Source organism: Achromobacter sp. CF-sbj1-Ac2-l, from assembly GCF_052698165.1.
Map to the genome: position 1 here is coordinate 5785780 of NZ_CP199855.1, position 26429 is coordinate 5812208.

A 26429-nucleotide genomic window follows, 5' to 3' on the forward strand; every position below is an offset into this window, starting at 1 on the left:
CCCAAAACGGCCATTTGTCCACCCCCGGCAACTTTTAGTACTATCTTCGTCAGAAATTCTATATACGCACAAATGTTCGTATATAGAACACAACGATTTTTCTGGCCCGCGCACAGGAAGACACCGACGGAAGAGACAGATCGCAGTTCCCTGGTTCCGCCTGTGCCGCCCGCCGCGCGCGCCCTGTAAGGCAAGCGAACCCTCATGGATACTCCCCTGCAGAACCTGGCCGTCATCGGCGCCGGCGCCATGGGCAGCGGCATCGCCGCGCTCTTCGCCTCGAAGGGATTGGACGTGGTCCTGGTCGATCCGATGGAAGGCGCCCTGGATCGGGCCCGCGCCGTCATCGAACGCCAGTTGAACGTCTACGCCCCCGGCCAGGTCGCCGCCGTGATGCAACGCATCCGCATGGCGCCCGGCCTGGACGCGGCCGCCGCCTGTGACCTCGTCATCGAGGCGGTGCCCGAGAACCTGGAACTCAAGCGCGGCCTGTTCGCCCAGCTCGACACGCTGTGCAAGCCCGAAGCGATCTTCGCCACCAACACCTCGGGCCTGTCGATCAATGCCATCGCCAGTGCTGTCACGCGCCGCGACCGCTTCGTCGGCACGCACTTCTTCACCCCCGCCGACGTCATCCCGCTGGTCGAAGTGGTGCGCAACGACGCCACCTCGGAAGACACCGTGGCGCGCGTCATGGCGACGCTGCGCCTGGGCGGCAAGCGCCCGGTGCTGGTGCGCCAGGACATTCCCGGCTTCATCGCCAACCGCATCCAGCACGCCCTGGCGCGCGAGGCCATCTCGCTGCTGGAAAAGGGCGTGGCCAGCGCCGAGGACATCGACGAAGTGGTCAAGTGGAGCCTGGGCATCCGCCTGGCGCTGTCGGGTCCGCTGGAACAGCGCGACATGAACGGCATCGACGTCCACTACGCCATCGCCAGCTATCTCTACAAAGACCTGGAAAACCGCACCGAGCCGTCCGACCTGCTCAAGAGCAAGGTGGAAAACGGCCAGCTCGGCGCCAAGAGCGGCCAGGGTTTCTACGCCTGGAGCCCCGAGCGCCGCGAACAGGTGCTGCGCGAGAAAAGCGCGGCGCTGGGCGAGCTGGCCGCGTGGCTCAACGCCAAGGCCGGCGATTCCTGACGCGGCAAGCGCAAGACCGAATACCTACACCATAAGGCGCGCGGCGATCCCTCCGACGCGCCAGCGGGCCACGAGCCCAACCACACAAAGAAACCGACCGTCCCATCCGCCAAGCGCCAACATGCGGCGCACGGCGGCGCAAGACACAAGAGCAATACGCCTTACCGGAGTTCGTAGGAGGCACCATGAATAAATTGGCATCTTTTTTCACTGAGCTGATGCGCAAGTATCTGCCCGATCCCTTTGTCTTCGCGATCGCGCTGACCCTGCTCACCGTGCTGCTGGCCATGGGCATCGAAGGCCAGGGCATCGGCGACGTGACCCGCGCCTGGGGCAAGGGCTTCTGGAGCCTGCTGGCCTTCACCACCCAGATGGCCGTGATCCTGGCCATGGGCTACGTGCTGGCCACCGCGCCGCTGACCGACCGCCTGCTCAACCGCATCGTCAGCCACGTGCACAAGCCGCACACCGCCATCATCGTCGCCACGCTGGTGGGCGGCATCGGCAGCTACCTGAACTGGGGCTTCGGCCTGGTCATCGGCGGCATCGTCGCCAAGAAACTGGCGCTGAAGGTCAAGGGCGTGCACTACCCGCTGATCATCGCCGCGGCCTACAGCGGTTTCACCATGTACGGCCTGGGCCTGTCGGCCAGCATCCCCGTGCTGGTGGCCACCCCCGGCCACCCGACAGCCAAGCAGATGGGCATCATCCCGCTGACGGAAACCATCTTCTCGGTGCCGATGCTGATCACCAGCCTGGTGATCATCGTGACGCTGCCGCTGCTGAACGCCTGGCTGCACCCGAAGAAAGGCGAGAAGATCGTCGAAGTGGATCCGGCCATCGACCGCGACGCCAACGCGTCCAATGCGGCCGAAGACATGCTGGAGAAAGGCACCCTCGCCTCCAAGCTGAACAACAGCCGCATCCTCAGCCTGCTGATCGGCGCGCTCGGCGTGGCCTACGTCGCCTTCCACTTCATCGACGGCGGCTCGCTCGACCTGAACCTGATCAACTTCATCATCCTGTTCCTGGGCATCATCCTGCTGGGCACGCCGGCCGCCTACGTGGCCAAGCTGACCGAAGGCATCAAGACGATCTCGGGCATCATCCTGCAATACCCGTTCTACGCCGGCATCATGGCCATCATGGCCGCCTCGGGCCTGGTGACCACCATCTCCAAGGTGTTTGTGGACGTCGCCACGCCGGCCTCGCTGCCGTTCTGGGGCCTGATCAGCTCGTTCGTCATCAACTTCTTCGCGCCCTCGGCCGGCGGCCACTGGGTCATCCAGGGCCCGTTCATGATCGACGCCGCCCGCGAGATCGGCAGCGCGCTCAACCAGACCACCATGGCCGTGATGCTGGGCAATGCCTGGAACGACCTGGTGCAGCCCTTCTGGATCCTGCCGGCGCTGGCGCTGTCCAAGCTCAAGCTGCGCGACGTGATGGGCTACACGGTCATCATGATGCTGTGGGTCGGCGTGATCCACATCACCGCCGTGCTGGCATGGGGCTATCTGACGCATTAAGCCCCCCCGTACGCGCTTGCGCGCGCCCCCCAGGGGGCGACACCTGCAGACCGGAGAACGAGATCCACCCCGTACGCGCTCGCGCGCGCCCCCTCAAGGGGGCGACACCTGCAGACCGGCAGAGCCGGATCTGGCGGTGTCCTCGCTGGGGGAGACGGAACGTTGAGGGGCGGAGTTCCTGGGAACGCCGCGATTGAGAACTGAATTGGGAGCTGAGATGAGCAAACCTACCGCGTATCTGGTGACCGGCGGCAGCGCCGGGATCGGCGCCGCCATCATCCGCATGCTGCTGGATGCCGGGCACAAGGTCGTCAACATCGACTACCGCCTGCCCGAGCATCCGCCGGCCGGGCTGGTGTCGTACCAGGCCGACCTGACCGACGAGGCGCGCACCAAGGAAGTGGCCGCCGAAGTGACCGCGGCCTACGACATCGTCGGCCTGGTCAACAACGCCGGCGCCACGCGCCCGGGCACCGCCGACACGGCCACGCTGGCCGACCTGGACTACGTGGTCAACCTGCATCTGCGCACCGCGCTGATCCTGGTGCAGGCCGCGCTGCCGGCGATGCGCGCGGCCGGCTTCGGCCGCATCGTCAACATGTCGTCGCGCGCCGCGCTGGGCAAGCCGGACCGCGTGGTCTATTCGGCCACCAAGGCCGGCCTGGTCGGCCTGACGCGCACGCTGGCGATGGAACTGGGCGGCGACGGCATCACCGTCAACGCCATCGGCCCCGGCCCCATCGCCACCGACCTGTTCACCAAGAGCAATCCGGCCGGCGCGCCGCAGACCGAACGCATCATCAACAGCATCGTGGTCAAGCGCCTGGGCACGCCCGAGGACGTGGCGCGCGCCGCCATGTTCTTCCTGTCGCCCGACAACGGCTTCGTCACCGGCCAGATGCTGTATGTCTGCGGCGGCACGACGCTGGGCGTCGCCCCGATCTGAGACCGGCCGCCATGTCCGCCCGCCTGCCCGACTCCGCCCGCCCGCGCCGCCTAGCGGCGCAGCAGCGCGTGGTTGATCTGGTCGGCGGCGTGGCGCAGCGGCGGCAGGAAGGTCGCCAGCATTTCCTCGCGCGAGAAGCGGTTGGCATGGCCGCTGACGTTCATCGCGGCGATCACGCGGCCGCTGCGGTCGACGATCGGCACCGCCACGGATTGCAGGCCCGGTTCCAGTTCCTGCGCCACGCAGGCGTAGCCGTCGGCGCGCACACCGGCCAGGATGGCCTTGAGCGCGCCGATGTCGGTCACGGTGTCCTTGGTGTAGGCCTGGATCTGGCTCATGGCCAGCACCCGGTCCAGTTCGGCCGCGGGCAGGCCCGCCAGCAGCACGCGGCCCATCGACGTCACCCAGGCCGGCAGGCGGCTGCCCACGGCCAGGTTGATGGTCATGACCTTGTGCGTCGACAGCCGCAGGATGTAGACGATGTCGGCGCCTTCCAGCACCGACACCGAGCACGACTCGCGCGTCTGCTCGGCCACTTCTTCCATGTAGGGCAGCGCCAGGTTCCACAGCGGCGTGCCCGACAGGTAGGCGTAGCCCAGTTCGAGGATGCGCGGGGTCAGCGCGAACTTGCGGTCCTCGACCGTGACGTAGCCCAGGTGCTCCAGCGTCAGCAGGATGCGACGCGCGCCGGCGCGGGTCAGGCCGGTCACGGCCGCGACCTCGGACAGCGTCATCTGGGAACGATCCGGGCCGAACGCCCGGATCACGGACAGGCCGCGCGCAAAAGATTGAACGTAGCTGTCGCTGGGTTGCTGGGTTGCTTGCTCGGCCATCCGTCTACCGCGAGAAAAAACGTTGCCGCTGCCGGCAACCCTGGACGGGGAGGATCGGGCCGCGCCGGCTTGCCTTGACGGTCGACCATCCCCATGAAACGATGTTCTTCAGAAGAACGAAAGTTCTAATTAAGAACAAATTATGACACGCCACCTATGAGCGAACACCATGATTTCTAAGCTTGTTGCAAGCGCGGCGGCCGCCCTCGCCGACGTCCCCGACGGCGCCACCGTCATGATCGGCGGCTTCGGCACCGCCGGCCAGCCCATGGAACTGATCGACGCCCTGCTCGAGCAAGGCGCCAAGGACCTGGTCATCATCAACAACAACGCCGGCAACGGCACCACCGGCCTGGCCGCCCTGCTGGGCGCCAACCGCGTGCGCAAGATCATCTGCTCGTTCCCGCGCCAGGTGGACTCGCAGATCTTCGACGGCCTGTACCGCAGCGGCAAGATCGAGCTCGAACTGGTGCCCCAGGGCAACCTGGCCGAGCGCATCCGCGCCGCCGGCGCCGGCATCGGCGCGTTCTACTCGCCCACCGGCTACGGCACCCCGTTGGCCGACGGCAAGGAAACCCGCGAGATCAACGGCCGCCAATACGTGCTGGAATATCCGCTGCACGCCGACTACGCGCTCATCAAGGCCGAGCGCGGCGACCGCTGGGGCAACCTGGTGTACCGCAAGACCGCGCGCAACTTCGGCCCCATCATGGCCAGCGCCGCGCGCGTGGCCGTGGCGCAGGTGCGCGAAGTCGTCGAACTGGGCGCCCTCGATCCGGAAACCGTCGTCACCCCCGGCATCTTCGTGCAGCGCGTCGTGCAGATCGACGCCGCCCAGGCCGCCAAGGAGCAGCAATGAGCACCAAACTGACCCGCGACCAGATCGCCGCCCGCGTCGCCCAGGACATTCCTGAGGGCGCCTACGTCAACCTCGGCATCGGCCTGCCCACGCTGGTGGCCAACCACCTGCCGGCCGACCGCGAAGTCATCCTGCACACCGAGAACGGCATGCTGGGCATGGGCCCCGCGCCGGCCAAGGGCGAAGAAGACTACGACCTGATCAACGCCGGCAAGCAGCCCGTCACCGAACTGCCCGGCTGCTCGTTCTTCCATCACGCCGACTCGTTCGCGATGATGCGCGGCGGCCACCTGGACATCTGCGTGCTGGGCGCCTTCCAGGTGTCGCAGCACGGCGACCTGGCCAACTGGCACACCGGCGCGCCCGACGCCATCCCGGCCGTGGGCGGCGCGATGGACCTGGCCATCGGCGCCAAGGACGTCTTCGTCATGATGGAACTGCAGACCCGCGAAGGCCAGAGCAAGCTGGTCGACGCCTGCACCTATCCGCTGACCGGCGTGCGCTGCGTGTCGCGCGTGTACACCGACGTGGCCGTGTTCGACATCCGCGCCGACGGCGTCACGGTGATCGACATGTTCGGCGAAACCACCGCCGACGAGCTGCTGCGCCTGACCGGCCTGCCGCTGAAGTTTTCCAACTGATCATTCCCCCCGCGCCCCGGCAACGCCGGGGCCGATTTCCTGGAGACACTCATCATGTTGTTCATGGTTCAAATGCAGGTCAACCTGCCCGTCGACATGCCGGCCGCCCAGGCCGACAAGCTCAAGGCCGACGAAAAGGCCCTGGCGCAGCAACTGCAACGCGACGGCAAGTGGAAGAGCCTGTGGCGCGTCGTCGGCCGCTACGCCAACGTCAGCATCTTCGACGTGCAGGACAACGACGAGCTGCACGCGCTGCTGTCGTCGCTGCCGCTGTTCCCCTACATGGACATCCAGGTGACGGCGCTGGCGCGCCATCCCTCGGCGATCTGAACGGAGCCGCCCATGCCCTACATCATCGAAACCTTCGACAAGCCCGACCACCAGGCCGTGCGCCAGCAGCATCGCGCCGCGCACCTGGAATACCTGGACGCCAACAAGCATCTGCTGCTGGCCTGCGGCGCCAAGCTGCAGGATGACGGCAAGGACCTGGGCGGCGGCCTGTACATCGTCGACCTGGACACGCGCGAGGCCGCGCAGCAGTTCATCGACGCCGATCCGTTCGCCCAGGCGCAGTTGTTCCAGCACGTGACCATCACGCGCTGGCGCAAGGCCTACGTCGACGGCACCTGCTATCTGTAATCGCCACGCGGCCGCCTCCGGGTGGCCGCGCTTTCATTCCCCGAGGATTTTCCGCATGTCTTACGCCGATCTCAGCCAGGCACGGCTGTTCTACGTCATCGATGGCCCCGCCGACGCGCCGGTGCTGGTGCTCTCCAATTCGCTGGGCACCAACGCCGACATGTGGGCGCGCCAGGTTCCCGCGCTGAGCAAGCACTTCCGCGTGCTGCGCTACGACACCCGCGGCCACGGCAAGTCCTCGGTCCCCGACGGCGAATACACGTTCGCGCAACTGGGCAACGACGTCGCCGAACTGCTGGCGCACCTGAACATCCAGCGCGCCCACTTCTGCGGCCTGTCGATGGGCGGCCCCACCGGCCTGTGGCTGGCGCTGAACCGGCCCGAGCTGATCGGCAAGCTGATCCTGTGCAACACCGCCGCGCGCATCGGCTCGGCCGAAGGCTGGAGCGCCCGCATCGCCGCCGTGGCCGAACAGACGCTGGAAAAGATGGCCCCGACCCTGGTCGAGCGCTGGCTCACCGACGGCTACCGCGCCGCCGAGCCGGGCCTGTCGCAAGTGCTGGTCGATATGCTGCGCCGCACCCCCGACGCCGGCTACTCGGGCAACTGCGCCGCGCTGCGCGACGCCGACTTCCGCGAACAGGTGTCGGCCATCAAGGCGCCGACGCTGGTCATCAGCAGCACCCACGACCTGGCCGCCACGCCCGCGCAGGGCCAGGAACTGGCCGCCGCCATCAGCGGCGCGCGCTACCTCGAACTGAACACCTCCCACATCTCCAACTGGGAACAACCGGAAGCCTTCACCCGCGCGGTGGTCGACTTCCTCGCGGAGTAAGCCATGCAGCGCTGGACCCATCGGCCCGAAGGCTCCAACTGGGGCGACTTCGGACCCGACGACCAACTCGGCCGCCTCAATCTCATCACCGAAGAACAGGTCCTGAAAGGCGCGCGTGAAATCCGCGCCGGCAAGACCTTCTGCCTGTCGCTGCCGCTGGACCTGCCCGGCGGCAACGTGCTCAACCCGCGGCGCCATCCGCCGCAGTTGAGCCCGACCCGGCTGGCCGACACGCCCTACCTGAACTTCCCGCTGCGCAACGTCAACCCGGACGCGGTCGACGTGCTGAGCGACGACCAGGTGCTGCTGTCGATGCAGTACTCGACGCAATGGGACGCGCTGGCGCACGTCGGCGCGCTGTTCGACGCCGACGGCGACGGCCAGCCCGAGCTGCGCTACTACAACGGCTACCAGGCCGGCGTCGACGTCGTCGGCCCGGCCGACGGCGACCACACCGGCTGCGGCTGCAACAGCGGCGGCCCCTCGGCCGCGCTGAAGCTGGGCGTCGAAAACCTGGCGCAGAAAGGCATGCAGGGCCGCGGCGTGCTGCTGGACCTGGCGCGCCACTACGGCCCCGGCCGCACCCTGGTCGGCCACGCCGAGATCCAGCACGTGCTCAAGACGGACGGCATCGAGATCGAGCCCGGCGACATGCTGGTGCTGCGCACCGGCTACGCCGAAGCCGTGGTCGCCATGGCCGGCAAGCCCGACGCCGAAGTGCTGCACACCTACGGCGCCGCGCTCGACGGCACCGACGCCGCGCTGCTGCAGTGGATCACCGACAGCGGCATCGCCGCCATCTGCGCCGACAACTACGCCGTGGAAGCCTATCCCGCGCGCGAGAAAACCGGCCCGCGCGCCATGCTGCCGCTGCACCATCACTGCCTGTTCAAGCTGGGCCTGCCGCTGGCCGAGCTGTGGTACCTGAAGGATCTGACCGACTGGCTGCATGCCAACGGCCGCCACCGCTTCATGCTGACCGCCCCGCCGCTGCGCCTGCCGCACGCGATCGGCTCGCCGGTCACGCCGATCGCGACGGTGTAGGCGACGCGCCTCGGGTCGCGCCGGGCGCGGCCGGGAGGCCCGCCTGGCAGGCAGGGCCGTCCACGACCGTGCCGCGATCCTGGCCCACGGCAACCGATCACGTCCTGCTTGCGACGCGCAGAAAAAAGCGCCGGTCCGTTCAACGGCCGGCGCTTTTCACCTGTGCGGAATCAACGCCGCGTTCAGCCCTTCAGGCAGGTGCTCATGAAGGTCTTGCGCTTGTCGCCGGTCAGCTTCTGTTCGCCGGCCTTGGCGTTGCAGTCCTTCATCTTCTGCTGCTGCGGCGTCAACTGCTTGGCGGGCGGCGGCGCCTCGCCCTTCAGGCAGGCGCTCATGTACGTCTTGCGCTCGTCGCCCTTCTTGCCTTCGGCCGACTTGTTGCAATCGGCCATGCGCTGCTGCTGCGGGGTCGGCGTCTTGGCTGCCGGCGTGGCGGCGGGCGCGGGGGTCTTGGCGGGCGCGGGCGTGGCGGCCGGCGTCTGGGCGTGGACGGCGCCCAGGAAGCAGGCGGACAACACGATGGCCGAAGCCAATTGGCTAGTACGAGAAAGCATGAGTTCCTCCCTTGATCGCCCGCCGGCGCCATCCTGGCGCGCGCCCGGGCCGCAAGATCCGCCGGCCAAGTTGCCGGCGTGGTCATCATCGGACAAAGCCGCATGCTCCGCAAGCGCCGAAAGGACAACAAATGCTAACGCCGCCGCGATCATTCAGCTTACAGAAAGGTGGTACCAGACCGTCCCGGCGACGGCCATTTTTCCTCCGAAAACCGTGCACCGCCCACCCGCGCCGCCGCGCCGAGATTCCACCCAAATCGCCTGAAACGCCCGCAAGTTGGAGACATTCCGATGCACTTGTGGCATCCAGGGCGGAATCTGCGGCTATCCCCAGCAACCTGTTACCCATTCATCCCTTTGGGCCGTTGTGCCCGGGTCGGGAAAGGTGTGAGATAGATGCATGCCCCGACACGCGACGCCAAAGACCGCGACCGGGACGCCCCGGCAGCCGGGCAACAGGAGACCGCCATGAAATCCGCCCTCGCCATCCTCGCATTGCTGGCCGGCCTGACCGGCGCCGCCAACGCGCAAAGCCTGTACGGCGTCACGCTCGGCAATATCCAGGCCGTCCGCGACACCAACGAAAACCAGTCCACCATCACCGGTTTGCTCGCCAATCAGTCCACCCGCGCCGTCAACTACGTGATGCTGACTTTCGTCCTCTACGACGACCAGGGCCGCGAGATCGGCCGGGTGCGCGATGACGACATCGGCCCCCTGGCGCCGGGCCAGATCAAGACCATCCGCGCCATCACGCCGCTCCGATTCGCCAAGGTCACCGCCCTGGACATCCGCGCCCGATGAATGGTTGGCCCCCACGCTGCGCGCTGCGCGCTTGCTGCCCCCCGAGGGGGCTGTCCGGCCTTCGGGCGGCCGGGCGGCCGGACGGCTTTTCTTGCGCGACGGACGTGCGCTTTCCACGCTGCGCTTACTTGCCCAACGGATTGCTCCGGCAAAAAAACCCTTATCTGGATAGGGTTTAGTCAAGCCGGCGTCAGGCCAATTGTGGGAAAATTCCGCAGCCGACTCGACAAAAGGGGCTTCCACACGAAGCCCCTTGTTGCGTCTGCCGGCACGCCGGCATGCCCGGCCTCGTTACCAAGGAAGTGAAAAGATCATGTTTCCCAAAAGACTCACCGAAGGCTATCAGTCCTTTCTCGCCGGCCGTTTCCATTCCGAACGCAGCCGCTACGAAAAGCTGGCCGAAACTGGGCAAAGCCCGGAAATCCTGATCATCGGCTGTTGCGACTCGCGCGTCTCGCCCGAAGCGATCTTCGACGCCGGCCCCGGCGAAATGTTCGTCGTGCGCAACGTCGCCAACCTGGTCCCGCCCTGTGATCCCGATTCCGAATCCTCGTACCACGGCACCAGCGCCGCGATCGAGTTCGCCGTCAACGGCCTGAACGTCAAACACATCGTCGTCCTCGGCCACGCCTCCTGCGGCGGCATCCGCGCCTTCTTCGACGACGCCAAACCGCTCACCAAGGGCGACTTCATCGGCAAGTGGATGTCCCAGATCGCGCCCGTCGCCGAAGAACTCGGCCCCGGCGGCGACGACCGCGCCGCCAACCTCAAGCGCCTCGAACTCGCCGTCATCGGCCACAGCCTGAACAACCTGATGACCTTCCCCTCCATCCGCCGCCGCGTCGAAAGCGGCGACCTGGAGCTGCACGGCACCTACTTCGGCGTCGCCACCGGCGTCCTGTTCCTGCGCGACCCCGCCACCGGCGAATTCAGTCCCTGCCTGGAAACCGGCCTGCCCGGCTGATCGCTCCGCGAACGCGGCGGCTCGGCCGCCGCGTGCATACCGCCACAGGCAAATAGCGCAGGCGCATTCGCGCCAAGCAAACGCGGCTAGCACGCCAAACCGTCACTACGCAGCCGCAACATCACCCGGCCAGCGCAGCGCCATCACCAGCGCGCAGCGTCATCCCCCCGACGCCAGACACCCAAACGCCAAAGAAGGCCGCCCGCGCGGCCGCCTTTGGCGACCCCGCAAGACCTTCCCCTACCCCCGATCGCTGGCAAAAACGCCAAGCAAACAACTAGCCCCCACGGCCCCCGTTAAGTCTCATCGCGAGCGGGTGACGGGGCAGGCGGGGGATGGCGGGGCGTGTAGATGCGCCCGACGGAATCTGAAGGGAAGGCCGAAGGCCTGGACGAAGATGAGGAAGGGGTAGTCCGGAGCGAACGCTCCGGACCGCAATCGTAGCCCCGCCATCCCCCGCCTGCCCCGTCACCCGCGCCTAAAGAACCCAACAACAACGCCAGCAATCCCCTCAAACCCGATAGGCCTGCGCCAACCTCTCATAATTACTCTTGAGAATGATCCCCGCATAGTAGACATGCTCCCGCATCAGATCCTCAGCCCGCGCCCCATCCCGCGCAATAATGGCATTGACGATCCGATGATGATCATCATGCGACCGCAGAATGATCCCATGATCCTCCCACAGGATGATCCGATCCGACGCATACGGAATCGCCTGCGCCTGCGTCGCGAACCGCTTCACCCACGGATTGCCCGCCGCCTCCAGGATCCCGTTGTGCAAGGTGATGTTGACCTGCTGGTACGGCAGATGATCCTCCGCCAGCAGCACGCCCTTGCCGAGAATGCGATCGCCTTCGTCCAGGCAGTTCTTCAGCACCGCCACCGCGTCATTCGATAAACCGCGCAGCGCCGCCTGCCGACAGGCCAGGCCCTCGAGCGCCGCGCGCACCTCATAGGCCGCCACGATCTCGGCCAGGTCATAGGCCCGCACGGTGTAGCCGCGCTTGGGCAGGTGCTCCAGCAACCCCTCGTTGCCCAGCGTCGCCAGGGCCGCCCGCACCGGCGTGCGCGACACCCCCAGTTTCTCGGCCAGCGGGATTTCCTCCAGGCGGGCCCCGGGGCTGAACTTGCCATGCAGCACCCAGTCCCGCAGCGTATCGGTCACGTGTTGAGATAGCGTATCCATGCCTGCATTGTATACATGAAGAATACATGCGACACCGCCCCTTACCACCGCGCTAGGGCTTTCCCCAATGAGAACAATCAAATCCCATCGGTAGATGCGGGAAACCCCCTATACCTGCCATCCCATCATGTATACATAATCGCCAAAAATTCAGATCAGCGGGCGCCCCTCCCAAGGCAGGCGAATCCGCCTCACAGGAGACAGCATGTCCAATGTATCCACGCCGGCCGCGGGCCCGGCCCCGCGGCTCGCGCTCGTCACCGGCGGCGGCGGCGGCATCGGCGCCACCATCTGCCAGGAGCTGGCCCGCGCCGGCTACCGCGTGGTGGTGTCGGACGTGGACGCCCAGCGCGCCCGTCGCGTGGCCGACGAACTCGGCGCGCCGCACAGCGCCCATGCCTTCGACGTCAGCGACGAAAGCGCCGTCGAAACGGCGTTCGACCAGATCGAGCAGGCTCACGGCCCCATCGCCGTGCTGGTCAGCGCCGCCGGCCTGCTGCTGTTCCAGGCCAACGGCGAACGCCCGCTGATCAAGGACACCACGCTCGACATCTGGGAACGCAGCTTCGCCGTCAACGCGCGCGGCGTGTTCCTGTGCGGCCGCGCCTACCTGCGCCGGCGCGAAGCCGCGCCGCTCCAGCATGGCCGCATCGTCACCTTCACCTCGGTCGCCGCGCAGTTGGGCGGCTATCGCTCCAGCGCCTCGTACATCGCCGCCAAATCCGCCGTGCTGGGCCTGACCAAGGCCATGGCGCGCGAGTCCGCGCACCTGGGCATCACCGTCAACGGCATCGCGCCGGGGCTGATCGACACCGACATGCTGCGCAGCACCGTCACCAGCAGCGGTGCGCTGGCCGCCGCGGCGCAGGCGATTCCGCTGGGCCGCATCGGCACGGTGGACGACGTCGCCGCCGCCGTGCGTTTCCTGGCCTCGGAAGAAGCGGGCTACATCACCGGCAGCGTCATCGACGTGAACGGCGGCTACCGCATGCAATGAACACTGTGCAGTGAACCCAATCCGGCGGCCTAGCCGCCACGCAGCAACGCGCCATGGATAAAGGCGCGCACTCAAAAAACGGGAGACAAACCATGAAGCCTCTTCGCCGCCACGCGGCCGCCGCGCTATGCGCCCTTGCCCTGGGCGCCTCCGCCCAGGCCCAGCAGGAACCCGGCATCACCGACAAGACCATCCGCATCGGCCTGTTCGCGCCCCTCTCGGGCAGCGGCATGGCCTATGGCTTTGACGTGCTGAACGCCGCCAAGATGTGGTACGCCAAGGTCAACAAGGAAGGCGGCGTCCACGGCCGCCAGATCGAACTGGTGATCGAGGACGACCGCTGCAACGCCAACGACCTGGTGGCGGCGGTCAAGAAGCTGACCGAGCAGGACAAGGTGTTCCTGCTGAACGGCGGCTCATGCTCGGCCGCCGTGGTGGCCGCGCGCGAATACGTCGAGCGCGAGAAGGTGCCGCTGGTCATGCTCAACGCCTCGGGCGACGGCGCGCTGTATCCGCCGTCCAAATACATCTACGGCGCGTTCTCGATCTCGCAGCACGCCGTGGGCGGCTCGATGGTGCAGTTCGCCAACGAGCACCTGAAGGCCGCCAAGATCGGCTACATCAACCACGACGACGCCTACGGCGGCTGGAACCTGGAAGCCGCGCAGGCCCAGGCCAAGCAGTTGGGCAACGTGAACCTGCAGGTGCAATCGGTCAATCCCAACATCACCGACGTCACCGCGCCGATGCTCAAGATCCGCGCCGCCAACCCGGACGTGCTGCTGCTGACGACCTATGCCCGCCCCGCCGCGCTGATCATCAAGAAGGCGCAGGAACTGGGCTGGAACAAGCCCATCGTGCTGGCCGTCAACGGCACCGCCGACCTGAAGCAACTGGTGGAGAACGTCGGCAACAAGGACGCCTTCAAGAATGTCTACATCCAGGAAGTGCTGAGCGACATGCCCGGCGGTCCCAAGCTGACCTGGGTCTACGACATGTACAAGCAGGCCTATCCGGACCTGGCCGCCAAGCCCGGCCACCCGCAGACCTACATGCCCTACGGCCTGCCGCCGGCGATGGCGGTGGTCAATGCGCTCAAGGCCGCCGGCCCGCAGCCCACCCGCGAGAAGGTGCTGGCCGCGCTGGAGACCATGAAGTTCGATTCCGGCGTCATGGCCGGCCCGATCGAGTTCGGCCCGAACGACCGCGCCGCGCAGGAAGCGGCTATCTACATCAAGTTCGACGGCACCAACATGTCGCTCGTGCCGGGCGCCTTCAAGAGCGTCTGGCAGTACCAACCGTAACCGCCGCCACAGGCCGGTGTGCTGTCCCGTAGACACGTGCGCACGACGTGCGGGCGCATCTGCGGGACAGCGCACCCAGTCCGCGCCGCGGCGCAGCGCCGCGCGGACCGCCGGAGACCATCATGAGCTTTGCCGATATCTGGTTGTTCCTGCAGCAGGGGGTGCTGTCGGGACTGGTGACGGGCAGCGTGTACGCGCTGCTGGCGGTCGCCGTTGTCATCATTTTCAAGACCACCGACGTGCCCAACTTCGCCCAGGGCGAGATCTTCATGGTCGGGGGCTACATCGCCCTGTTCCTGACCCTGGTGATGGGCTGGCCCTACCTGGCGGTCATTCCGGTGACGCTGGCCGTGGTGGCCGTGGTCTCCGGCCTGTTCCAGCGCGTCGTCATGGAGCGCGTCATCGCCTCCAGGGGCGTTGGCGTGCAGATGGTGATCGCCACGCTGGGCCTGGCCTACGCCCTTAAAGGGCTGGTGCGCCAGAGCGGGCTGGGCGACACGCCGCGCTCGCTGCCGCCGCTGGCTCCGACCGACGCCATCCTCATCGGCGACGCCGTGCTGACGCAACTGGACCTGGTGATCTTCGCCGTGGCCGTGGGCGTGATGCTGCTGCTGTACGGGATGTTCACCTATACGCGTGTCGGCAAGGCCATGCGCGCCGTCGGCATGAATCCCAAGGCCGCGCGCCTGGTGGGCGTGAACCTGACGCGCATCCGCATGATGGTGTGGGCGCTGTCCGGGCTGATCTCGGCCGTGGCCGCGCTGCTCATCACGCCCAAGATCCTGATCACGCCGGACATCGGCCACATCGCCATCCTGGCCTACGCGGCCGCCATCGTCGGCGGCATCACCAGCCTGCCCGGCGCGGTGGTCGGCGGTTTCGTGATCGGCGTGGCCGAGAACCTGGTGGGCCTGTTCATTTCGACCAACGCCATCGTGGTGGCGCCCTTCGTCGCCATCATGGTGGTGCTGCTGCTGCGTCCGCAAGGCCTGCTGGGCGGCAAACTGCAGGTGAAGAAAGTATGAAATCCAATACCGACCGCACCCTGCTGGCGCTGATGGCCGTGGCGCTGGCGGCCCTGCCGTTCATGGCCAGCGGCTATGTGATCTACGTCGTCAACCTGCTGATGGTGTTCGTGGTGCTGGCCCTGGGCCTGCACATCGTCATCGGCGAGACCGGACAGTTCGCCCTGTCGCATGCCGCGTTCTATGGCGTCGGCATCTATACGGCGGGGCTGATCAACAACCTCTGGCATCCGCCCTTCTTCGTCTCGATCCTGGCGGGCGGGCTGCTGGCCGCGCTGCTGGGCTACGTCATCGGCGCCCTGGCGCTGCGCATGCGCGACATCTACCTGGCGCTGTCGACCTTCGCCTTCGGCGAAGCGATGCAGTGGGTGTTCCTGAACTGGCAGTCGGTGACCAATGGCTCGAACGGCTTCCGCATTTCGCCGGCCACGCTGTTCGGCTATGAACTGGTGACCGACATCAAGGCCTATCCGTTCGTGGTCGCGATCGCCGCGCTGCTGCTGTGGATCACCGTGGCGCTGTCGCGCTCGCAGCTAGGCTCGGCCTTCCGCGCCGTGCGCGAAAGCGACGTGGCGGCGCAGGCCATGGGGGTGAACGTCAACGCCATCAAGCGCACCGCCTTCACGCTGTCGGCCGCCTACGCCGGCATCGCCGGCGGCATGTACACCACCTTCGCCTCGTTCATCCATCCGGAAAGCCTGGGCTTCCAGACCACCATCCTGATCCTCACCATGGTGGTGGTGGGCGGCATCGGCTCGGTGCGCGGCGCCATCGCCGGCGCCATCGGCTTCGGCCTGATCTCGGAGCTGCTGCGCCAGGCGCTGTCGTTCCAGGAAATCATCTACGGCGTGATCCTGATGGGCTTCATGATGTTCGCGCCCAAGGGCCTGTTCGCCAGCCGCGAGGCGCGCCGCCGCGCGCCGCCGCCGGCCGCCCCGCTGGCCGCGCGCCGGGGCGCCCAGGGCGCCACCGCCAAACCCACGCAAAGGAGCGCGGCATGAGCGCCCACCCCTACCTCGACGTCCAGGGCCTGACGGTGAAGTTCGGCGGCCTGACCGCCATCAACGGCCTGTCGATGCAGGTCGAGCGCGGCCGCATCCACGCGCTGATCGGCCCCAACGGCGCCGGCAAGTCCACCACCTTCAACTGCGTCTCGCGCTACTACCGGCCGACGCAGGGGCGCATTGTGTTCGACGGCGTCGACGTCACGAAGAAGAAGCCGCACGAAATGGCCGCGCTGGGCGTGGCCCGCACCTTCCAGAACCTGGAACTGTTCAGCGCCCTGACGGTGCGCGAGAACGCGCTGCTGGGCACCTATGCGCACGGCGCCAACACGGCCTCGCGCCTGCTGCGTCCGGCCAATGCCGAGGCGCGCGAACGCGTCGAGCACCTGCTGGAACGCGTCGGTCTGGCCGACTTCCTCGACACGCCCGCGTGCAGCCTGGACTTCGGCCGCCAGAAGATGCTGGAACTGGCGCGCGCGCTGGCCATCTCGCCCAAGCTGCTGTTGCTGGACGAGCCCGCCGCCGGCCTGCGCAACCGCGAAATCGAGACGCTCGACCGCATCCTCACCGAGCTGTGCGAACGCGACGGCATCACGGTGCTGCTGGTCGAGCACGTGATGCAGCTGGTGATGTCGATCTCGGATCGCATCACCGTCATGTCATTCGGCGAGAAGATCGCCGAAGGCACGCCCGCGGAGGTGCGCAGCAACCCCCGCGTCATCGAAGCCTATCTGGGCAAGGGAGCCGCCGGTGGCTGAGAACCTGCTTGAAGTCGAATCCGTCAGCGCCGCCTACGGCAATATCCGCGCCCTGCAGGACGTGTCGCTGAAGGTGCCGCAAGGCGCCATCGTCGCGCTGCTGGGCGCCAACGGCGCCGGCAAGTCCACCACGCTCAACGTGATCTCGCGGCTGGTGACGCCCACCGCGGGCAGCGTGCGCTTTGCCGGCGAGGCCATCCACCGCCAGCCGGCCGACGCCATCGTCGGCCGCGGCATCGTGCAGGTGCCGGAGGGCCGCGAGATCTTCCGCGAGATGAGCGTGCGCGAGAACCTGGAAATGGGCGCCTACCTGCGCCAGGACCGCCAGGCGGTCAAGGCCGACCTGGAAATGGTCTGCGACACCTTCCCGCGGCTGCGCGAGCGCTTCGAGCAGAAGGCCGCCACGCTGTCTGGCGGCGAACAGCAGATGCTGGCCACCGGCCGCGCCATGATGGCCCGGCCGCGCATGATCCTGCTGGACGAACCGTCCATGGGCCTGTCGCCGCTGGTGGTGGAACAGATCTTCGACATCGTGCTGCGCCTGAACCGCGAGCAGGGCATCACCATCCTGCTGGTGGAACAGAACGTGAAGCTGGCGTTGTCGGTGTCCAGCTATGCCTACATCCTGGAAAACGGCGAGATCGCGCTGGAAGGCGCATCGGCCGCGCTGGCCAGCGACGAAGGCGTGCAGCGCGCCTACCTGGGCGGCTAGGAGCCAACAAACCATGACCCTGATGATGCAAGACAAGCGAGTCCTCGTCACCGGCGCCGGACGCGGCCTGGGCGCCACCATCGCGCAGGGCTTCGCCCGCGAAGGCGCCAGCGTGATCGTGGCCGACCTCGACCCCGCCCTGGCGCGCGCCAGCGCCCAGGCCCTCGCGGCCGCGGGCGGCCGCGCCATCGATGCCGCGCTGGACGTGACCGACGCCGCCGCGGTGCGCGCCTTCGCCGCCGAATGCGAAGCGCGCCACGGCCCCATCGACGTGCTCGTCAACAACGCCGGCATCTCGGCGCGGGCGCCGTTCGACGATCCGCAGACGCCGCAGATCTGGGAACGCGTGATGAACGTGAACCTGCAGGGCACCTTCAACGTCACCCATGCCTTCGTCGAACAGCTCAAGGCCCGCCGCGGCGCCATCGTCAACCTGTGCTCGATCGTGGCCTACGGCTGCGGCATCTCGACCGCCGGCTACGTGGTCTCCAAGGGCGGCGTCCGCTCCTTCACCGAAGTGCTGGCGCGCGACCTGGCGCCGCACGGCGTGCGAGTCAACGCCGTGGCCCCCGGCCTGATGGAAACCGAGATGACCGCCGGCCAGCGCGCCCAGGCCCACGGCACCGACTGGTACATGCGGCGCGCGCCGATGGCGCGGGCCGGACGCGCCGACGAGATCGTCGGCCCCGTGCTGTTCCTGGCCTCGGCCATGGCCAGCTACGTCAATGGCGTGGTGCTGCCGGTGGACGGCGGCTACCTGGCCGTATAGGAATCGATATGGAACCCCTCAACTCCCTCGGCACCGCGCTGGTCACCGGCGGCGCCAGCGGCATGGGCCTGGCGATCGTCGAGCGGCTGGCGCGCGACGGCTTTCGGGTCGTCATGGCCGACCGCAACGCGGCCCTGGCCGACCAGGAAACCCAGGCGTTGCGCGCGCGGGGCCTGGACGTGGACTACCGCGTGGTCGACCTGGCCGACGAACACGCCACCCGCGCCCTGGTGCGCGAACTGGCGCCGCTGGCGGCGCTGGTCAACAACGCCGGCCTGTTCGACGAACGCAAGTTCTTCGACGTCTCCAGCGACGACTACCGCCGCATGTTCGACGTCAACCTGCTGGCGGTGGCCACGCTGACGCAGGAAGCCGCGCGCGACATGGCCGCCGGCGGCAAGATCGTCAACATCGCCTCGCGCGCCTACCTGGGCGCACGCAACCATCCGCACTACGTGGCCTCGAAGGCCGCGCTGGTCGGCTACACCCGCGCCTCGGCCATGGAGCTGGCGGCACGCGGCATCCTGGTCAACGCCATCGCCCCCGGGCTGATCGACACGCCGCTCTTGCGCAACCTGAGCGCCGAGCGCCTGGCGGCCCAGTTGGCGCTACAGCCCACGGGCCGCGCCGGCCAGCCGCGAGACGTGGCCAACGCGGTGTCGTTCCTGGCCTCGCCGCAAATGGACTTCATCACCGGCCAGGTGATTTTCGTGGACGGCGGCAAGTCGCTGGGCGGGTCGGGAGCATAGGCAGCATGGACAGCATCAAGTGGGACAAGGAAGTCGACGCGCTCGTGGTCGGCTCGGGCGCGGGCGGCATGAGCGCCGCGCTGACCGCCAGCGTCGCGGGCCTGGAGGTATTGCTCATCGAGAAGACCGACCGCATCGGCGGCTCGACCGCCATTTCCGGCGGCGCGCTGTGGATACCGCTGAACGCGCAGACCGAGGCCGCCGGCCATCCGGACAGCTTCGACAAGGTCTGGACCTATCTGCAGGAAACCGTCGGCGCCGCGGCCTCCGACGAGATGAAGCGCGCCTATCTGGACGCCGGCCCGCGCATGATGGATGACCTGGTCGCGCGCGGCTTCCTGCAAGTGGCCGCGCGCACCGCCTCGCCCGACTACTACCCCGATCTGCCCGGCGCCGCCATGGGCGGCCGCTCGCTCGATCCGGTGGAGTTCGACGGCCGCAAGCTGGGCCGCCATTTCAAGACGCTGCGCGATCCGCTCAAGGAATTCACGGTGCTGGGCGGCATGATGGTCAACATCACCGACGTGCGCCACCTGCTGCGCGCCACCAGCGCGTTCGCGTCATGGCGCCACGCCATGAAGCTGGTGCTGCGCTATGGCGCGGACCGCCTGCGCGGCTACCATCGCGGCACCCGCCTGCTGCTGGGCAACGCGCTGGCCGCGCAACTGTTCCACGCCATGCTGGCGCGCAAGGTGCCGTACTGGCTGAACACGCCGGCGCTGGCGCTGCTGCGCGATGCCGATGGCGCGGTACTGGGCGCCACCGTGGAGCATCAAGGCCGGCGCATCAACATCCGCGCCCGCCGTGGCGTGGTCATGGCCACGGGCGGTTTTCCGTGGGATTCGACGCGCCGCCGCCAGACCTATCCCCACCCCACCGACGACTGGTCGATGTCGCCGCGCGACAATACCGGCGACGGCATCCGCCTGGCCGAGGAGGCCGGCGCGGCGCTGGGCCAGGGGCATTCCAGCCCCGCCTTCTGGGCGCCGGTGTCGATCCTGGAACAACCCGGCGGCAAGCGGCTGCACTATCCGCACCTGGTGTGGGACCGCGCCAAGCCGGGGCTGATCGCCGTCAACGGCGCCGGCCGCCGCTTCGTCAACGAATCGACTTCGTACCACGCCTTCGTGCAGGCCATGTACCGCAGCCACGAGCAGGTGCCGACCATGCCGGCCTTCCTGCTGTGCGACCAGCGCTTCATCGATACCTGGGGATTGGGCCTGGCTCTGCCCGGCGGACGGCCGCGCCAGCATCTCATCGATGCCGGCTACCTGCTGCAAGGCGCAACGCTGGAGGCGCTGGCGCAGAAACTGGGCGTGCCGCCCGATGCGCTGCACGCGACTGTCGCGCGCTACAACGAATACGCGGCGCAAGGCCTGGACCCCGACTTCGGCAAGGGGAGCACCGCCTACAACCGCTACCTGGGCGATCCCGAGCACCAGCCCAACCCCTGCCTGGCCCCGCTCGGCGCCGGTCCGTACTACGCGGTCAAGGTCTATGCCGGCGACATCGGCACCGCCTGCGGCATCGCCGCCAATGGCAACGCGCAGGCGCTGGGCGCCGCCGGCCAGCCGATTCCCGGCCTTTACGTGGCCGGCAACGACATGCATTCCGTCATGGGCGGCGCCTACCCCGCCCCCGGCATCACGCTCGGACCCGCCCTGACTTTCGGCTGGGTCACTGGACAACACCTGGCCCGTGCCCAACACTGACGCACCACCCCTGACAAGGACCCTCATGAAGATCTACTTCTCGCCCGCCTCGCCCTTCGTGCGCAAATGCATGGTCATCGCCCACGAACTGGGCCTGGCCGACCGCATCGAGAAACTGCCCAGCGCCGCCGGCCCCGTGGCCCGCGACCAGAACATCATCCCGGACAATCCGCTGGGCCAGGTACCGACGCTGATCACCGACGACGGCCAGCGCCTGTTCGACAGCCGCGTCATCTGCGAATACCTGAACGACCTGGGCAAGGGCGCGCTGTTCCCCACCGGCGCCGCCCGCTGGGCCGCGCTGGCCGAGCAGTCGCTGGGCGACGGCATGCTGGGCGCCGCGCTGCTGGCGCGCTACGAAACCGTGCTGCGTCCCGAGCCGCTGCGCTGGGACGGCTGGTACGAAGGCCAGATGGGCAAGGTGCGCGATGGCCTGGCGCTGCTCGAGAAGACCGCCGCCCGCCTGGAAGGCCGCCTGGACATCGGCACCATCACCGTCGGCTGCGCCCTGGGCTATCTGGACTTCCGCTATCCCGATTTCGACTGGCGCGCCGGTCATCCCGCCGTCGCCGCCTGGTTCAAGGCGTTCAACCAGCGCCCCTCGATGCAGGCCACGCTGCCACACGCCTGATCCGCTCCGGTTTGGACGGCCGCCAGGCCTGGAGAACCCGCCGGGCTCCAGGCGCAACGGCCGCCCGGTACGGCGCGCCCCCTTGGGCCCGCCGCTCGCCCCTGACGCTTGCCAGGGGCTTTTTTTTCTTACAGATCGACATACCGCTGCGCCGACGGCCGTCTATATTGAACTTCCGAGGTCCCCGCCGGACCAACGGGTAGAACCCACAGACCAGGGAGCCCACGCATGAACGTGACCGCCGTCTCCCCCATCGCCCGCGTCGCCCCGCCGTATGCCGCGCGCATCCCGTTGCTGGACGATACACGCCCCGTCTGGGAAGCCGAATGGGCCGCCCGCAACGCCGCCACGCGCCAGGCGCAACGCAGCGCGCAGGCGCAGGCCGCCTGGCAGGCCCAGCGCATCGCCCGCGCTGCCCCGCCGCAGGCCGACGACGCCGATACCAGCCGCGTCGTCGCCAACGCCCCGTCCAAAGCGGTCGCCCTCGCGGCCGCCGCGCCTGCCGCCATCAACGTCGACCAGTTGCGCGACCTGTACGCGGACGCCCGCCTGCGCCGCGCCATCGACGAATTCTCGGCGCGCCCCGATCCGGTGGCGCTGCGCGCCGACAGCGCCAACGACCTCGGCACCATCGAGGGCCTGACGCCGCTGCAACCCTACCGCGTGGCCATGGGCAATCCGCAAGTGCAGGAACTGCAGACCGCCGTGGCCCTGAAGGCCGCGGGCCTGGGCATCCCCAAGGTCGAGAACATCGGCCCCACCGAGAACGTGACCGACCAAGCCCGCTACCGGCCCAACGCGCGCACTTGATTGAACCGCGCAGGCGCAATCCGCGCCTGGCCCCCCCGCGCGCGACACGAAGGCTCGGGTAGAAACGCCTCGGATAACGCTCACGTGCGCCGCTGCGCCGATCCAGGCAAGAAAAAAGCCGCCCACACGGGCGGCTTGTCACTTGCCGGACGGCGACGTCCGATCAGTGGAAGAACTCGGCGATCATCGTCGCGCCCAGGAAGGTGCCGGCGTTGGCCGCCAGCGACACCACCACGATCTTCCAGCCCAGCTTGCGGAAGGCCGGCAGGTCCTTCAGGATCGACAGGCCGGCCATCGCCAGGATCACCGTGGTGAACGGCAGGAAGTTGACCTTGTTGACCGCGGCGATGATCTGGTCCGAGTACGGCACCGCGCCGGGGCAACCCACGGTCATGGCGATCAGCGACAGCACCGCCACGGCGGGCAGCTTGGGCACCACGCGCAGCAGCAGGTCGGCGATCACGACCAGCAGGATGATGATCAGCATGCCGGGCAGCGCGTCCAGGATCGGCACCTTGTAGCCGAACTGATTGCCGACCAGGGCGAACAGGCCGCACACGGCGTAGGCCGTCAGGCGGTCGCCGAAGCCCATCTTCACGGCGTGCGACGGCGCCTCGGTGGCGGCCGCGGCATCGGCGGCCGTGTCGGCCTTGCCGCGCGAGAAACGGCCCAGCACCGGCTCCAGCTTGCCGTACAGGAATACGGTCGTCGGCAGCGAGATGAACAGCGTGAAGTACACGCCCACCACCGTGGTCAGCAGGTTGGCGGCGGCGGCCAGCGCGGCAACCTGGTGCGCCACTTCCGGCGTCTGCTGCGAAGCGATGGCGCCCACGCCCGCGGCCATCATGCTGCCCGAGCCCACGCCGGCGCCCATGGCGAGCGAACGCGGATCGAAGATGTTCAGGCTGGTGATGAAGCCGGCCATCAACGCCACGAACAGCGCGCCGATCACGGTGCCGGTGATGTACTCGGCCATCACGCCGCGGCCTTCGGGCGAATTCATGCCATAGCGCTCGCCGATGATCGCCAGGCTGGGCTCGCGGCCCACCGAGAACGTCGCGCCGATCGCTTCGCGCTTGATGCCCAGCAGCAGCGCCAGCGGCAGGCCGATGGCCATGGTGCCGAAGAAATGGCCGAACTCCTGGAACACCAGGGCCCAGCCGGCTTCGCGCACCTGCGGCAGCGAGCCGCCCACCATCAGGCCCAGCTTGGCCAGGAACGGCAGCAGCGCGTATTGCAGGTAGCCGCTGATGCGGGTCTGCATGGCGGTGTCGATACCCGCGTTGGCCGGCAGGCGCTGGCCGAAGGCGGCCACGACCGCGCCGATGAAGATGGCCCAGAGCATGGGCTGCAGAACGATCTTGCCCGGGCCCACCGCGAAGGTGACGCTGCCGATCGCTTCGGACACGAGCACCACCAGCAAGATGGCGACAAGCATGCGGATGCGGCTCGAAAGCGACATGGCGGGCATGGCCAGGCTGGCGCTGGCATGAGACATCGGATTCCCCTGAGTACGTGAGTAGGTATTGGAGCGTCCTGATCGGCGCGTGCGTGGCGCACTCCCCGGGCGCGGCGACCGGTACGGGGGATGGCTCGCGGCGCGAGCAGGCGGCAGCCGCGATTTTCGCCCGGGGGCCGGCGCGCCAACCATGACAGCGCCAGGGCTAATGTGTTGCGTAAAATGCAACGGACGCCCCTGGACAGGGAATTTTTTGCAAGAACCAGCAATATATAAGGGAAAACCCTCAATATGTTGCGGACCGAACCGATGCCTTTGCGCCACGGAGCTTCCCCATGGACGAAAAACTCGACGCCCGCCGCACCCATTACTTCATGCAGGTCATGAGCCGCGGCTCGGTGCGCGGCGCCGCCGAAGTCCTGAACATGGACCCATCCGCCGTCAGCCGCGCCATCGCCGCGCTGGAGCGCGACTGCGGCATGGCGCTGTTCGAACGGCGCGGCCGCGGCGTGGTGCCGACCGACGCCGGCCACATCCTGGCGCGCTACGTGAAGCGCCAGCAGAACATCCAGGAGAGCTTCTTCTCGGAAATCGACAGCCTGCGCAAGGCGGAGCGCGGCCACATCGACCTGGTGCTGGGCGAAGGCTTCGTCGAGCTGATGTTCGACCGCGTCCTGCCCGGCTACTGGCGCAGTCACCCGGAAGTCACGCTGGACATCGACGTGGCCCGCACCTCGGAAATCGTGCAGCGCATCGTCGACGACCAGGCCTACATCGGCCTGGTGTTCCAGCCGCCCAACGATGCGCGGCTGCGCACGCACTATTCGCGCCCCGAGCCGATCCGCGCCATCGTGCGCCAGGAGCATCCGCTGACGCGCCTGCAGCGTCCGCTGCTGCTGACCGACCTGGTCGACTACCCCGGCGCCGCGATGCAGGAAGGCTTCGGCGTGCGCCAGCACATCCAGGCCGCCGAGATCAGCGAACAGGTGCGGCTGCGCAACGTGCTGACCACCTCGTCGTTCAAGGCGCTGTGGCAGTTCGCCGCCACCGGCATCGGTTATGCCCTGACGCCGCCGATCGCCGTCACCGCCGACATGGCCGCGATGCGCCTGGCCAGCCTGCCGCTGGCCAACCCCATCCTCAACCAGGGCAGCCTGCACGTGCTCAGCCGCGCCGGGCGCCACATCTCGCCGGCCGCGCGCGAACTGCTGGACCACATCGTGCGCGGCATCGGCACGCCCGCCGACGCCATCTGATACGGTCGCCTGGGGCCAATCTGCACCTGCCGCGCCCGCGCCGGGGCGGCTACAGTGGGTCCATCCCCTGTCTGGAGACCCGCCATGCTCAGCTTCCTGCGCACGGTCAAATCCGTCCTGTGGGGCTTTTTCGGCGTACGCCGCGGCCGCGGTTACGACGCCGACATCGCCCACAACAAACCCGCGCCGCTGATTCTCACCGGCCTGCTGATGGCCGCCTGCCTGGTCGTGATCCTGGTGCTGGTGGCACGCTGGGCGGTCAACGCCGCGCTGTAGATCGCCACGCGATCTGCAATGACGCCATGGCGTCAATGGGCGGACAGCGTGCCCGCGTAGCCGCGAGACAGCACGCTAGGGCAGCGCCAGCGCCGACATTTCCGTCAGCAACTGCCCGAACGCCCGCACCGCCGGCGCCTGCTGTTCCGTCTGGCGGGAAATCAACCTGAAGTCCGCATGCGTCAACGGCGGCAGGCCGTAGCGGCCGTCGATCACGTCCATGCCTGGCCGCACGTCCTCCTGCGGCAGCGCCGTCACCGCCAGACCCGCCAGCACCGCCGCGCGCAGGCCCTCCTGGCTGGGCGAGGTGAATGCCACCCGCCATTCCAGGCCGGCCGCCTGTAGCGCGTCCACGCCCACCAGCCGGTGCACACAGGGGGATGGCGCGAAGGCCAGCGGGATCGGCTCGTCATCGGGAAAATCAAATGCGTGCGCGGCGGCCCACACGAAGCGCGTGCGCCGCAGCATCGCGCCGCGCTCGGGTTCGCTGGGCAACGCCATCACCACGGCCAGGTCCAGCGCATCCGCCTCGACCTGGGTGCGCAGATCCAGGTAGCTGCCGACCACCACGTCCAGGCGCACCGCCGGAAAGGCGCGCGCGAACCGCGCCAGCAGCAACGGCAGGCGTTCGCCCATGAAGTTTTCGGGCACGCCCAGGCGCACCGCCCCCGCCACCGATGACCGCTGGAAGCGCCGCGCCAGCGCGTCCTGGGCGCGCAGCACCTGTTCGGCGTAGCGCAGGAAGTCCTCGCCGTCCTCGGTCAGCGCCAGGCTGCGGGTGGTGCGGATCAGCAGCGCGGTGCCGGCCTGCTCCTCCAGGCGCCGGATCTGGTGGCTGACGGCCGACTGGCTCAGGTGCAGCCGTTCGGCGGCGCGGGTGAATCCGCCGGCCTCCTTGACCGCGACGTAGGTGCGCAGCAACGCGGTATCGAAGTCCATGGCGTCAACTTATGATGAAAATTAATTAATTCGACGAAATTAAATCATTTCCAT

29 protein-coding genes are annotated in these 26429 nt (G+C 67.9%); 24 read left to right on the forward strand and 5 right to left on the reverse strand.

The window, feature by feature from the left end:
* Positions 1-204: 204 nt before the first annotated feature.
* From ACUDCK_RS26475 to ACUDCK_RS26485, 3 genes are all read left to right on the forward strand, one after another.
* Positions 205-1140: a 3-hydroxyacyl-CoA dehydrogenase family protein gene (locus tag ACUDCK_RS26475; protein ID WP_064527350.1), complete on the forward strand. Its 936-nt coding sequence runs from the start codon at positions 205-207 to the stop codon at positions 1138-1140.
* 185 nt (positions 1141-1325) lie between these two features.
* A complete protein-coding gene (locus ACUDCK_RS26480) occupies positions 1326-2666 on the forward strand; it encodes a short-chain fatty acid transporter (RefSeq protein ID WP_049076597.1) in 1341 nt (446 codons plus the stop codon).
* Positions 2667-2883: 217 nt separating this feature from the next.
* Positions 2884-3612 carry an SDR family NAD(P)-dependent oxidoreductase gene (locus tag ACUDCK_RS26485; RefSeq protein ID WP_006391655.1) on the forward strand — a complete coding sequence of 243 codons (729 nt, stop codon included), beginning with the start codon at positions 2884-2886 and terminating at the stop codon, positions 3610-3612.
* Between the two features lie 50 nt (positions 3613-3662).
* Here the strand turns inward: ACUDCK_RS26485 and ACUDCK_RS26490 are convergent, their stop codons facing one another.
* On the reverse strand, positions 3663-4445 hold the full coding sequence (locus ACUDCK_RS26490; protein ID WP_020926101.1) for an IclR family transcriptional regulator: 783 nt from the start codon (positions 4443-4445) through the stop codon (positions 3663-3665).
* A gap of 169 nt (positions 4446-4614) precedes the next feature.
* On the opposite strand from ACUDCK_RS26490, the gene ACUDCK_RS26495 reads away from it, so the two are divergent.
* The 6 genes from ACUDCK_RS26495 to ACUDCK_RS26520 are packed head-to-tail and all read left to right on the forward strand — an operon-like array spanning position 4615 to position 8463.
* Positions 4615-5304, forward strand: coding sequence for a 3-oxoacid CoA-transferase subunit A (locus ACUDCK_RS26495; protein ID WP_006390038.1), 690 nt, complete (start codon positions 4615-4617; stop codon positions 5302-5304).
* Positions 5301-5945, forward strand: coding sequence for a 3-oxoacid CoA-transferase subunit B (locus ACUDCK_RS26500; protein WP_020926099.1), 645 nt, complete (start codon positions 5301-5303; stop codon positions 5943-5945). Before ACUDCK_RS26495 ends, ACUDCK_RS26500 begins: the two co-directional genes overlap by 4 nt.
* A 54-nt stretch (positions 5946-5999) precedes the next feature.
* Complete coding sequence (gene catC, locus ACUDCK_RS26505; RefSeq protein ID WP_020926098.1) at positions 6000-6275, forward strand: muconolactone Delta-isomerase; 276 nt, start codon at positions 6000-6002, stop codon at positions 6273-6275.
* 12 nt (positions 6276-6287) lie between these two features.
* A complete protein-coding gene (locus ACUDCK_RS26510) occupies positions 6288-6584 on the forward strand; it encodes a YciI family protein (protein ID WP_175166995.1) in 297 nt (98 codons plus the stop codon).
* A gap of 55 nt (positions 6585-6639) precedes the next feature.
* The gene (gene pcaD / locus ACUDCK_RS26515; RefSeq protein WP_100504958.1) at positions 6640-7419 is read left to right on the forward strand and encodes a 3-oxoadipate enol-lactonase; all 780 of its coding nucleotides are present in this window, start codon (positions 6640-6642) and stop codon (positions 7417-7419) included.
* A gap of 3 nt (positions 7420-7422) precedes the next feature.
* Positions 7423-8463 (forward strand): cyclase family protein, encoded by a 1041-nt coding sequence (locus tag ACUDCK_RS26520; RefSeq protein ID WP_175166994.1) that lies wholly within the window; start codon positions 7423-7425, stop codon positions 8461-8463.
* A 182-nt stretch (positions 8464-8645) separates the two neighbouring features.
* On the opposite strand, the gene ACUDCK_RS26525 is transcribed toward ACUDCK_RS26520, so the two are convergent.
* On the reverse strand, positions 8646-9017 hold the full coding sequence (locus tag ACUDCK_RS26525; protein WP_054500489.1) for a PsiF family protein: 372 nt from the start codon (positions 9015-9017) through the stop codon (positions 8646-8648).
* 468 nt (positions 9018-9485) lie between these two features.
* On the opposite strand from ACUDCK_RS26525, the gene ACUDCK_RS26530 reads away from it, so the two are divergent.
* Both ACUDCK_RS26530 and ACUDCK_RS26535 read left to right on the forward strand, forming a co-directional pair.
* Positions 9486-9821, forward strand: coding sequence for an FxLYD domain-containing protein (locus ACUDCK_RS26530; protein WP_054500488.1), 336 nt, complete (start codon positions 9486-9488; stop codon positions 9819-9821).
* Positions 9822-10134: 313 nt separating this feature from the next.
* Positions 10135-10785 carry a carbonic anhydrase gene (locus ACUDCK_RS26535; protein ID WP_049076615.1) on the forward strand — a complete coding sequence of 217 codons (651 nt, stop codon included), beginning with the start codon at positions 10135-10137 and terminating at the stop codon, positions 10783-10785.
* 511 nt (positions 10786-11296) lie between these two features.
* Here the strand turns inward: ACUDCK_RS26535 and ACUDCK_RS26540 are convergent.
* Entirely contained in the window at positions 11297-11953 is a 657-nt protein-coding gene (locus ACUDCK_RS26540; RefSeq protein WP_231133035.1) for a GntR family transcriptional regulator, read from the reverse strand.
* A 226-nt stretch (positions 11954-12179) separates the two neighbouring features.
* Here ACUDCK_RS26540 and ACUDCK_RS26545 point away from each other — a divergent pair, with 226 nt between their 5' ends.
* From ACUDCK_RS26545 to ACUDCK_RS26595, 11 genes are all read left to right on the forward strand, one after another.
* Positions 12180-12971: an SDR family NAD(P)-dependent oxidoreductase gene (locus ACUDCK_RS26545; RefSeq protein WP_054417917.1), complete on the forward strand. Its 792-nt coding sequence runs from the start codon at positions 12180-12182 to the stop codon at positions 12969-12971.
* Positions 12972-13063: 92 nt separating this feature from the next.
* On the forward strand, positions 13064-14275 hold the full coding sequence (locus tag ACUDCK_RS26550) for an ABC transporter substrate-binding protein (RefSeq protein ID WP_064527310.1): 1212 nt from the start codon (positions 13064-13066) through the stop codon (positions 14273-14275).
* Positions 14276-14397: 122 nt separating this feature from the next.
* On the forward strand, positions 14398-15300 hold the full coding sequence (locus tag ACUDCK_RS26555; RefSeq protein ID WP_054417916.1) for a branched-chain amino acid ABC transporter permease: 903 nt from the start codon (positions 14398-14400) through the stop codon (positions 15298-15300).
* Positions 15297-16301: a branched-chain amino acid ABC transporter permease gene (locus ACUDCK_RS26560; protein ID WP_175166993.1), complete on the forward strand. Its 1005-nt coding sequence runs from the start codon at positions 15297-15299 to the stop codon at positions 16299-16301. Before ACUDCK_RS26555 ends, ACUDCK_RS26560 begins: the two co-directional genes overlap by 4 nt.
* Positions 16298-17062 (forward strand): ABC transporter ATP-binding protein, encoded by a 765-nt coding sequence (locus ACUDCK_RS26565; protein ID WP_175166992.1) that lies wholly within the window; start codon positions 16298-16300, stop codon positions 17060-17062. Before ACUDCK_RS26560 ends, ACUDCK_RS26565 begins: the two co-directional genes overlap by 4 nt.
* On the forward strand, positions 17055-17774 hold the full coding sequence (locus ACUDCK_RS26570; protein ID WP_169536250.1) for an ABC transporter ATP-binding protein: 720 nt from the start codon (positions 17055-17057) through the stop codon (positions 17772-17774). Before ACUDCK_RS26565 ends, ACUDCK_RS26570 begins: the two co-directional genes overlap by 8 nt.
* 13 nt (positions 17775-17787) lie before the next feature.
* Entirely contained in the window at positions 17788-18543 is a 756-nt protein-coding gene (locus ACUDCK_RS26575; protein WP_175166991.1) for an SDR family NAD(P)-dependent oxidoreductase, read from the forward strand.
* A gap of 8 nt (positions 18544-18551) precedes the next feature.
* The gene (locus ACUDCK_RS26580) at positions 18552-19292 is read left to right on the forward strand and encodes an SDR family NAD(P)-dependent oxidoreductase (protein ID WP_144655661.1); all 741 of its coding nucleotides are present in this window, start codon (positions 18552-18554) and stop codon (positions 19290-19292) included.
* A 5-nt stretch (positions 19293-19297) separates the two neighbouring features.
* Complete coding sequence (locus ACUDCK_RS26585) at positions 19298-21004, forward strand: FAD-dependent oxidoreductase (RefSeq protein WP_445659275.1); 1707 nt, start codon at positions 19298-19300, stop codon at positions 21002-21004.
* Between the two features lie 25 nt (positions 21005-21029).
* Positions 21030-21635, forward strand: coding sequence for a glutathione S-transferase (locus ACUDCK_RS26590; RefSeq protein ID WP_049076635.1), 606 nt, complete (start codon positions 21030-21032; stop codon positions 21633-21635).
* Between the two features lie 228 nt (positions 21636-21863).
* Positions 21864-22445, forward strand: a complete 582-nt coding sequence (locus tag ACUDCK_RS26595; RefSeq protein WP_054500481.1) for a hypothetical protein — start codon at positions 21864-21866, stop codon at positions 22443-22445.
* 163 nt (positions 22446-22608) lie between these two features.
* On the opposite strand, the gene ACUDCK_RS26600 is transcribed toward ACUDCK_RS26595, so the two are convergent.
* Positions 22609-23943 (reverse strand): DUF3100 domain-containing protein, encoded by a 1335-nt coding sequence (locus ACUDCK_RS26600; RefSeq protein WP_054500480.1) that lies wholly within the window; start codon positions 23941-23943, stop codon positions 22609-22611.
* Between the two features lie 296 nt (positions 23944-24239).
* Here ACUDCK_RS26600 and ACUDCK_RS26605 point away from each other — a divergent pair, with 296 nt between their 5' ends.
* Together ACUDCK_RS26605 and ACUDCK_RS26610 are read left to right on the forward strand one after the other, a co-directional pair.
* Positions 24240-25160, forward strand: coding sequence for a LysR family transcriptional regulator (locus ACUDCK_RS26605; RefSeq protein ID WP_054500479.1), 921 nt, complete (start codon positions 24240-24242; stop codon positions 25158-25160).
* Positions 25161-25244: 84 nt separating this feature from the next.
* Complete coding sequence (locus ACUDCK_RS26610; protein WP_006390012.1) at positions 25245-25436, forward strand: DUF2970 domain-containing protein; 192 nt, start codon at positions 25245-25247, stop codon at positions 25434-25436.
* A 75-nt stretch (positions 25437-25511) separates the two neighbouring features.
* Here ACUDCK_RS26610 and ACUDCK_RS26615 read toward each other — a convergent pair whose 3' ends face one another.
* The gene (locus ACUDCK_RS26615) at positions 25512-26375 is read right to left on the reverse strand and encodes a LysR substrate-binding domain-containing protein (RefSeq protein ID WP_175166989.1); all 864 of its coding nucleotides are present in this window, start codon (positions 26373-26375) and stop codon (positions 25512-25514) included.
* Between the last annotated feature and the right edge of the window lie 54 nt (positions 26376-26429).

What these genes read in the sequence shown, in the direction of transcription:
- ACUDCK_RS26475 (WP_064527350.1), top strand. Translation starts at nt 205, where the DNA reads ATGGATACTCCCCTGCAGAACCTGGCCGTCATCGGCGCCGGCGCCATG.
- ACUDCK_RS26480 (WP_049076597.1), top strand. Translation starts at nt 1,326, where the DNA reads ATGAATAAATTGGCATCTTTTTTCACTGAGCTGATGCGCAAGTATCTG.
- ACUDCK_RS26485 (WP_006391655.1), top strand. Translation starts at nt 2,884, where the DNA reads ATGAGCAAACCTACCGCGTATCTGGTGACCGGCGGCAGCGCCGGGATC.
- ACUDCK_RS26490 (WP_020926101.1), bottom strand. Translation starts at nt 4,445, where the DNA reads ATGGCCGAGCAAGCAACCCAGCAACCCAGCGACAGCTACGTTCAATCT.
- ACUDCK_RS26495 (WP_006390038.1), top strand. Translation starts at nt 4,615, where the DNA reads ATGATTTCTAAGCTTGTTGCAAGCGCGGCGGCCGCCCTCGCCGACGTC.
- ACUDCK_RS26500 (WP_020926099.1), top strand. Translation starts at nt 5,301, where the DNA reads ATGAGCACCAAACTGACCCGCGACCAGATCGCCGCCCGCGTCGCCCAG.
- catC (WP_020926098.1), top strand. Translation starts at nt 6,000, where the DNA reads ATGTTGTTCATGGTTCAAATGCAGGTCAACCTGCCCGTCGACATGCCG.
- ACUDCK_RS26510 (WP_175166995.1), top strand. Translation starts at nt 6,288, where the DNA reads ATGCCCTACATCATCGAAACCTTCGACAAGCCCGACCACCAGGCCGTG.
- pcaD (WP_100504958.1), top strand. Translation starts at nt 6,640, where the DNA reads ATGTCTTACGCCGATCTCAGCCAGGCACGGCTGTTCTACGTCATCGAT.
- ACUDCK_RS26520 (WP_175166994.1), top strand. Translation starts at nt 7,423, where the DNA reads ATGCAGCGCTGGACCCATCGGCCCGAAGGCTCCAACTGGGGCGACTTC.
- ACUDCK_RS26525 (WP_054500489.1), bottom strand. Translation starts at nt 9,017, where the DNA reads ATGCTTTCTCGTACTAGCCAATTGGCTTCGGCCATCGTGTTGTCCGCC.
- ACUDCK_RS26530 (WP_054500488.1), top strand. Translation starts at nt 9,486, where the DNA reads ATGAAATCCGCCCTCGCCATCCTCGCATTGCTGGCCGGCCTGACCGGC.
- ACUDCK_RS26535 (WP_049076615.1), top strand. Translation starts at nt 10,135, where the DNA reads ATGTTTCCCAAAAGACTCACCGAAGGCTATCAGTCCTTTCTCGCCGGC.
- ACUDCK_RS26545 (WP_054417917.1), top strand. Translation starts at nt 12,180, where the DNA reads ATGTCCAATGTATCCACGCCGGCCGCGGGCCCGGCCCCGCGGCTCGCG.
- ACUDCK_RS26550 (WP_064527310.1), top strand. Translation starts at nt 13,064, where the DNA reads ATGAAGCCTCTTCGCCGCCACGCGGCCGCCGCGCTATGCGCCCTTGCC.
- ACUDCK_RS26555 (WP_054417916.1), top strand. Translation starts at nt 14,398, where the DNA reads ATGAGCTTTGCCGATATCTGGTTGTTCCTGCAGCAGGGGGTGCTGTCG.
- ACUDCK_RS26560 (WP_175166993.1), top strand. Translation starts at nt 15,297, where the DNA reads ATGAAATCCAATACCGACCGCACCCTGCTGGCGCTGATGGCCGTGGCG.
- ACUDCK_RS26565 (WP_175166992.1), top strand. Translation starts at nt 16,298, where the DNA reads ATGAGCGCCCACCCCTACCTCGACGTCCAGGGCCTGACGGTGAAGTTC.
- ACUDCK_RS26575 (WP_175166991.1), top strand. Translation starts at nt 17,788, where the DNA reads ATGACCCTGATGATGCAAGACAAGCGAGTCCTCGTCACCGGCGCCGGA.
- ACUDCK_RS26580 (WP_144655661.1), top strand. Translation starts at nt 18,552, where the DNA reads ATGGAACCCCTCAACTCCCTCGGCACCGCGCTGGTCACCGGCGGCGCC.
- ACUDCK_RS26585 (WP_445659275.1), top strand. Translation starts at nt 19,298, where the DNA reads ATGGACAGCATCAAGTGGGACAAGGAAGTCGACGCGCTCGTGGTCGGC.
- ACUDCK_RS26590 (WP_049076635.1), top strand. Translation starts at nt 21,030, where the DNA reads ATGAAGATCTACTTCTCGCCCGCCTCGCCCTTCGTGCGCAAATGCATG.
- ACUDCK_RS26595 (WP_054500481.1), top strand. Translation starts at nt 21,864, where the DNA reads ATGAACGTGACCGCCGTCTCCCCCATCGCCCGCGTCGCCCCGCCGTAT.
- ACUDCK_RS26600 (WP_054500480.1), bottom strand. Translation starts at nt 23,943, where the DNA reads ATGTCTCATGCCAGCGCCAGCCTGGCCATGCCCGCCATGTCGCTTTCG.
- ACUDCK_RS26605 (WP_054500479.1), top strand. Translation starts at nt 24,240, where the DNA reads ATGGACGAAAAACTCGACGCCCGCCGCACCCATTACTTCATGCAGGTC.
- ACUDCK_RS26610 (WP_006390012.1), top strand. Translation starts at nt 25,245, where the DNA reads ATGCTCAGCTTCCTGCGCACGGTCAAATCCGTCCTGTGGGGCTTTTTC.
- ACUDCK_RS26615 (WP_175166989.1), bottom strand. Translation starts at nt 26,375, where the DNA reads ATGGACTTCGATACCGCGTTGCTGCGCACCTACGTCGCGGTCAAGGAG.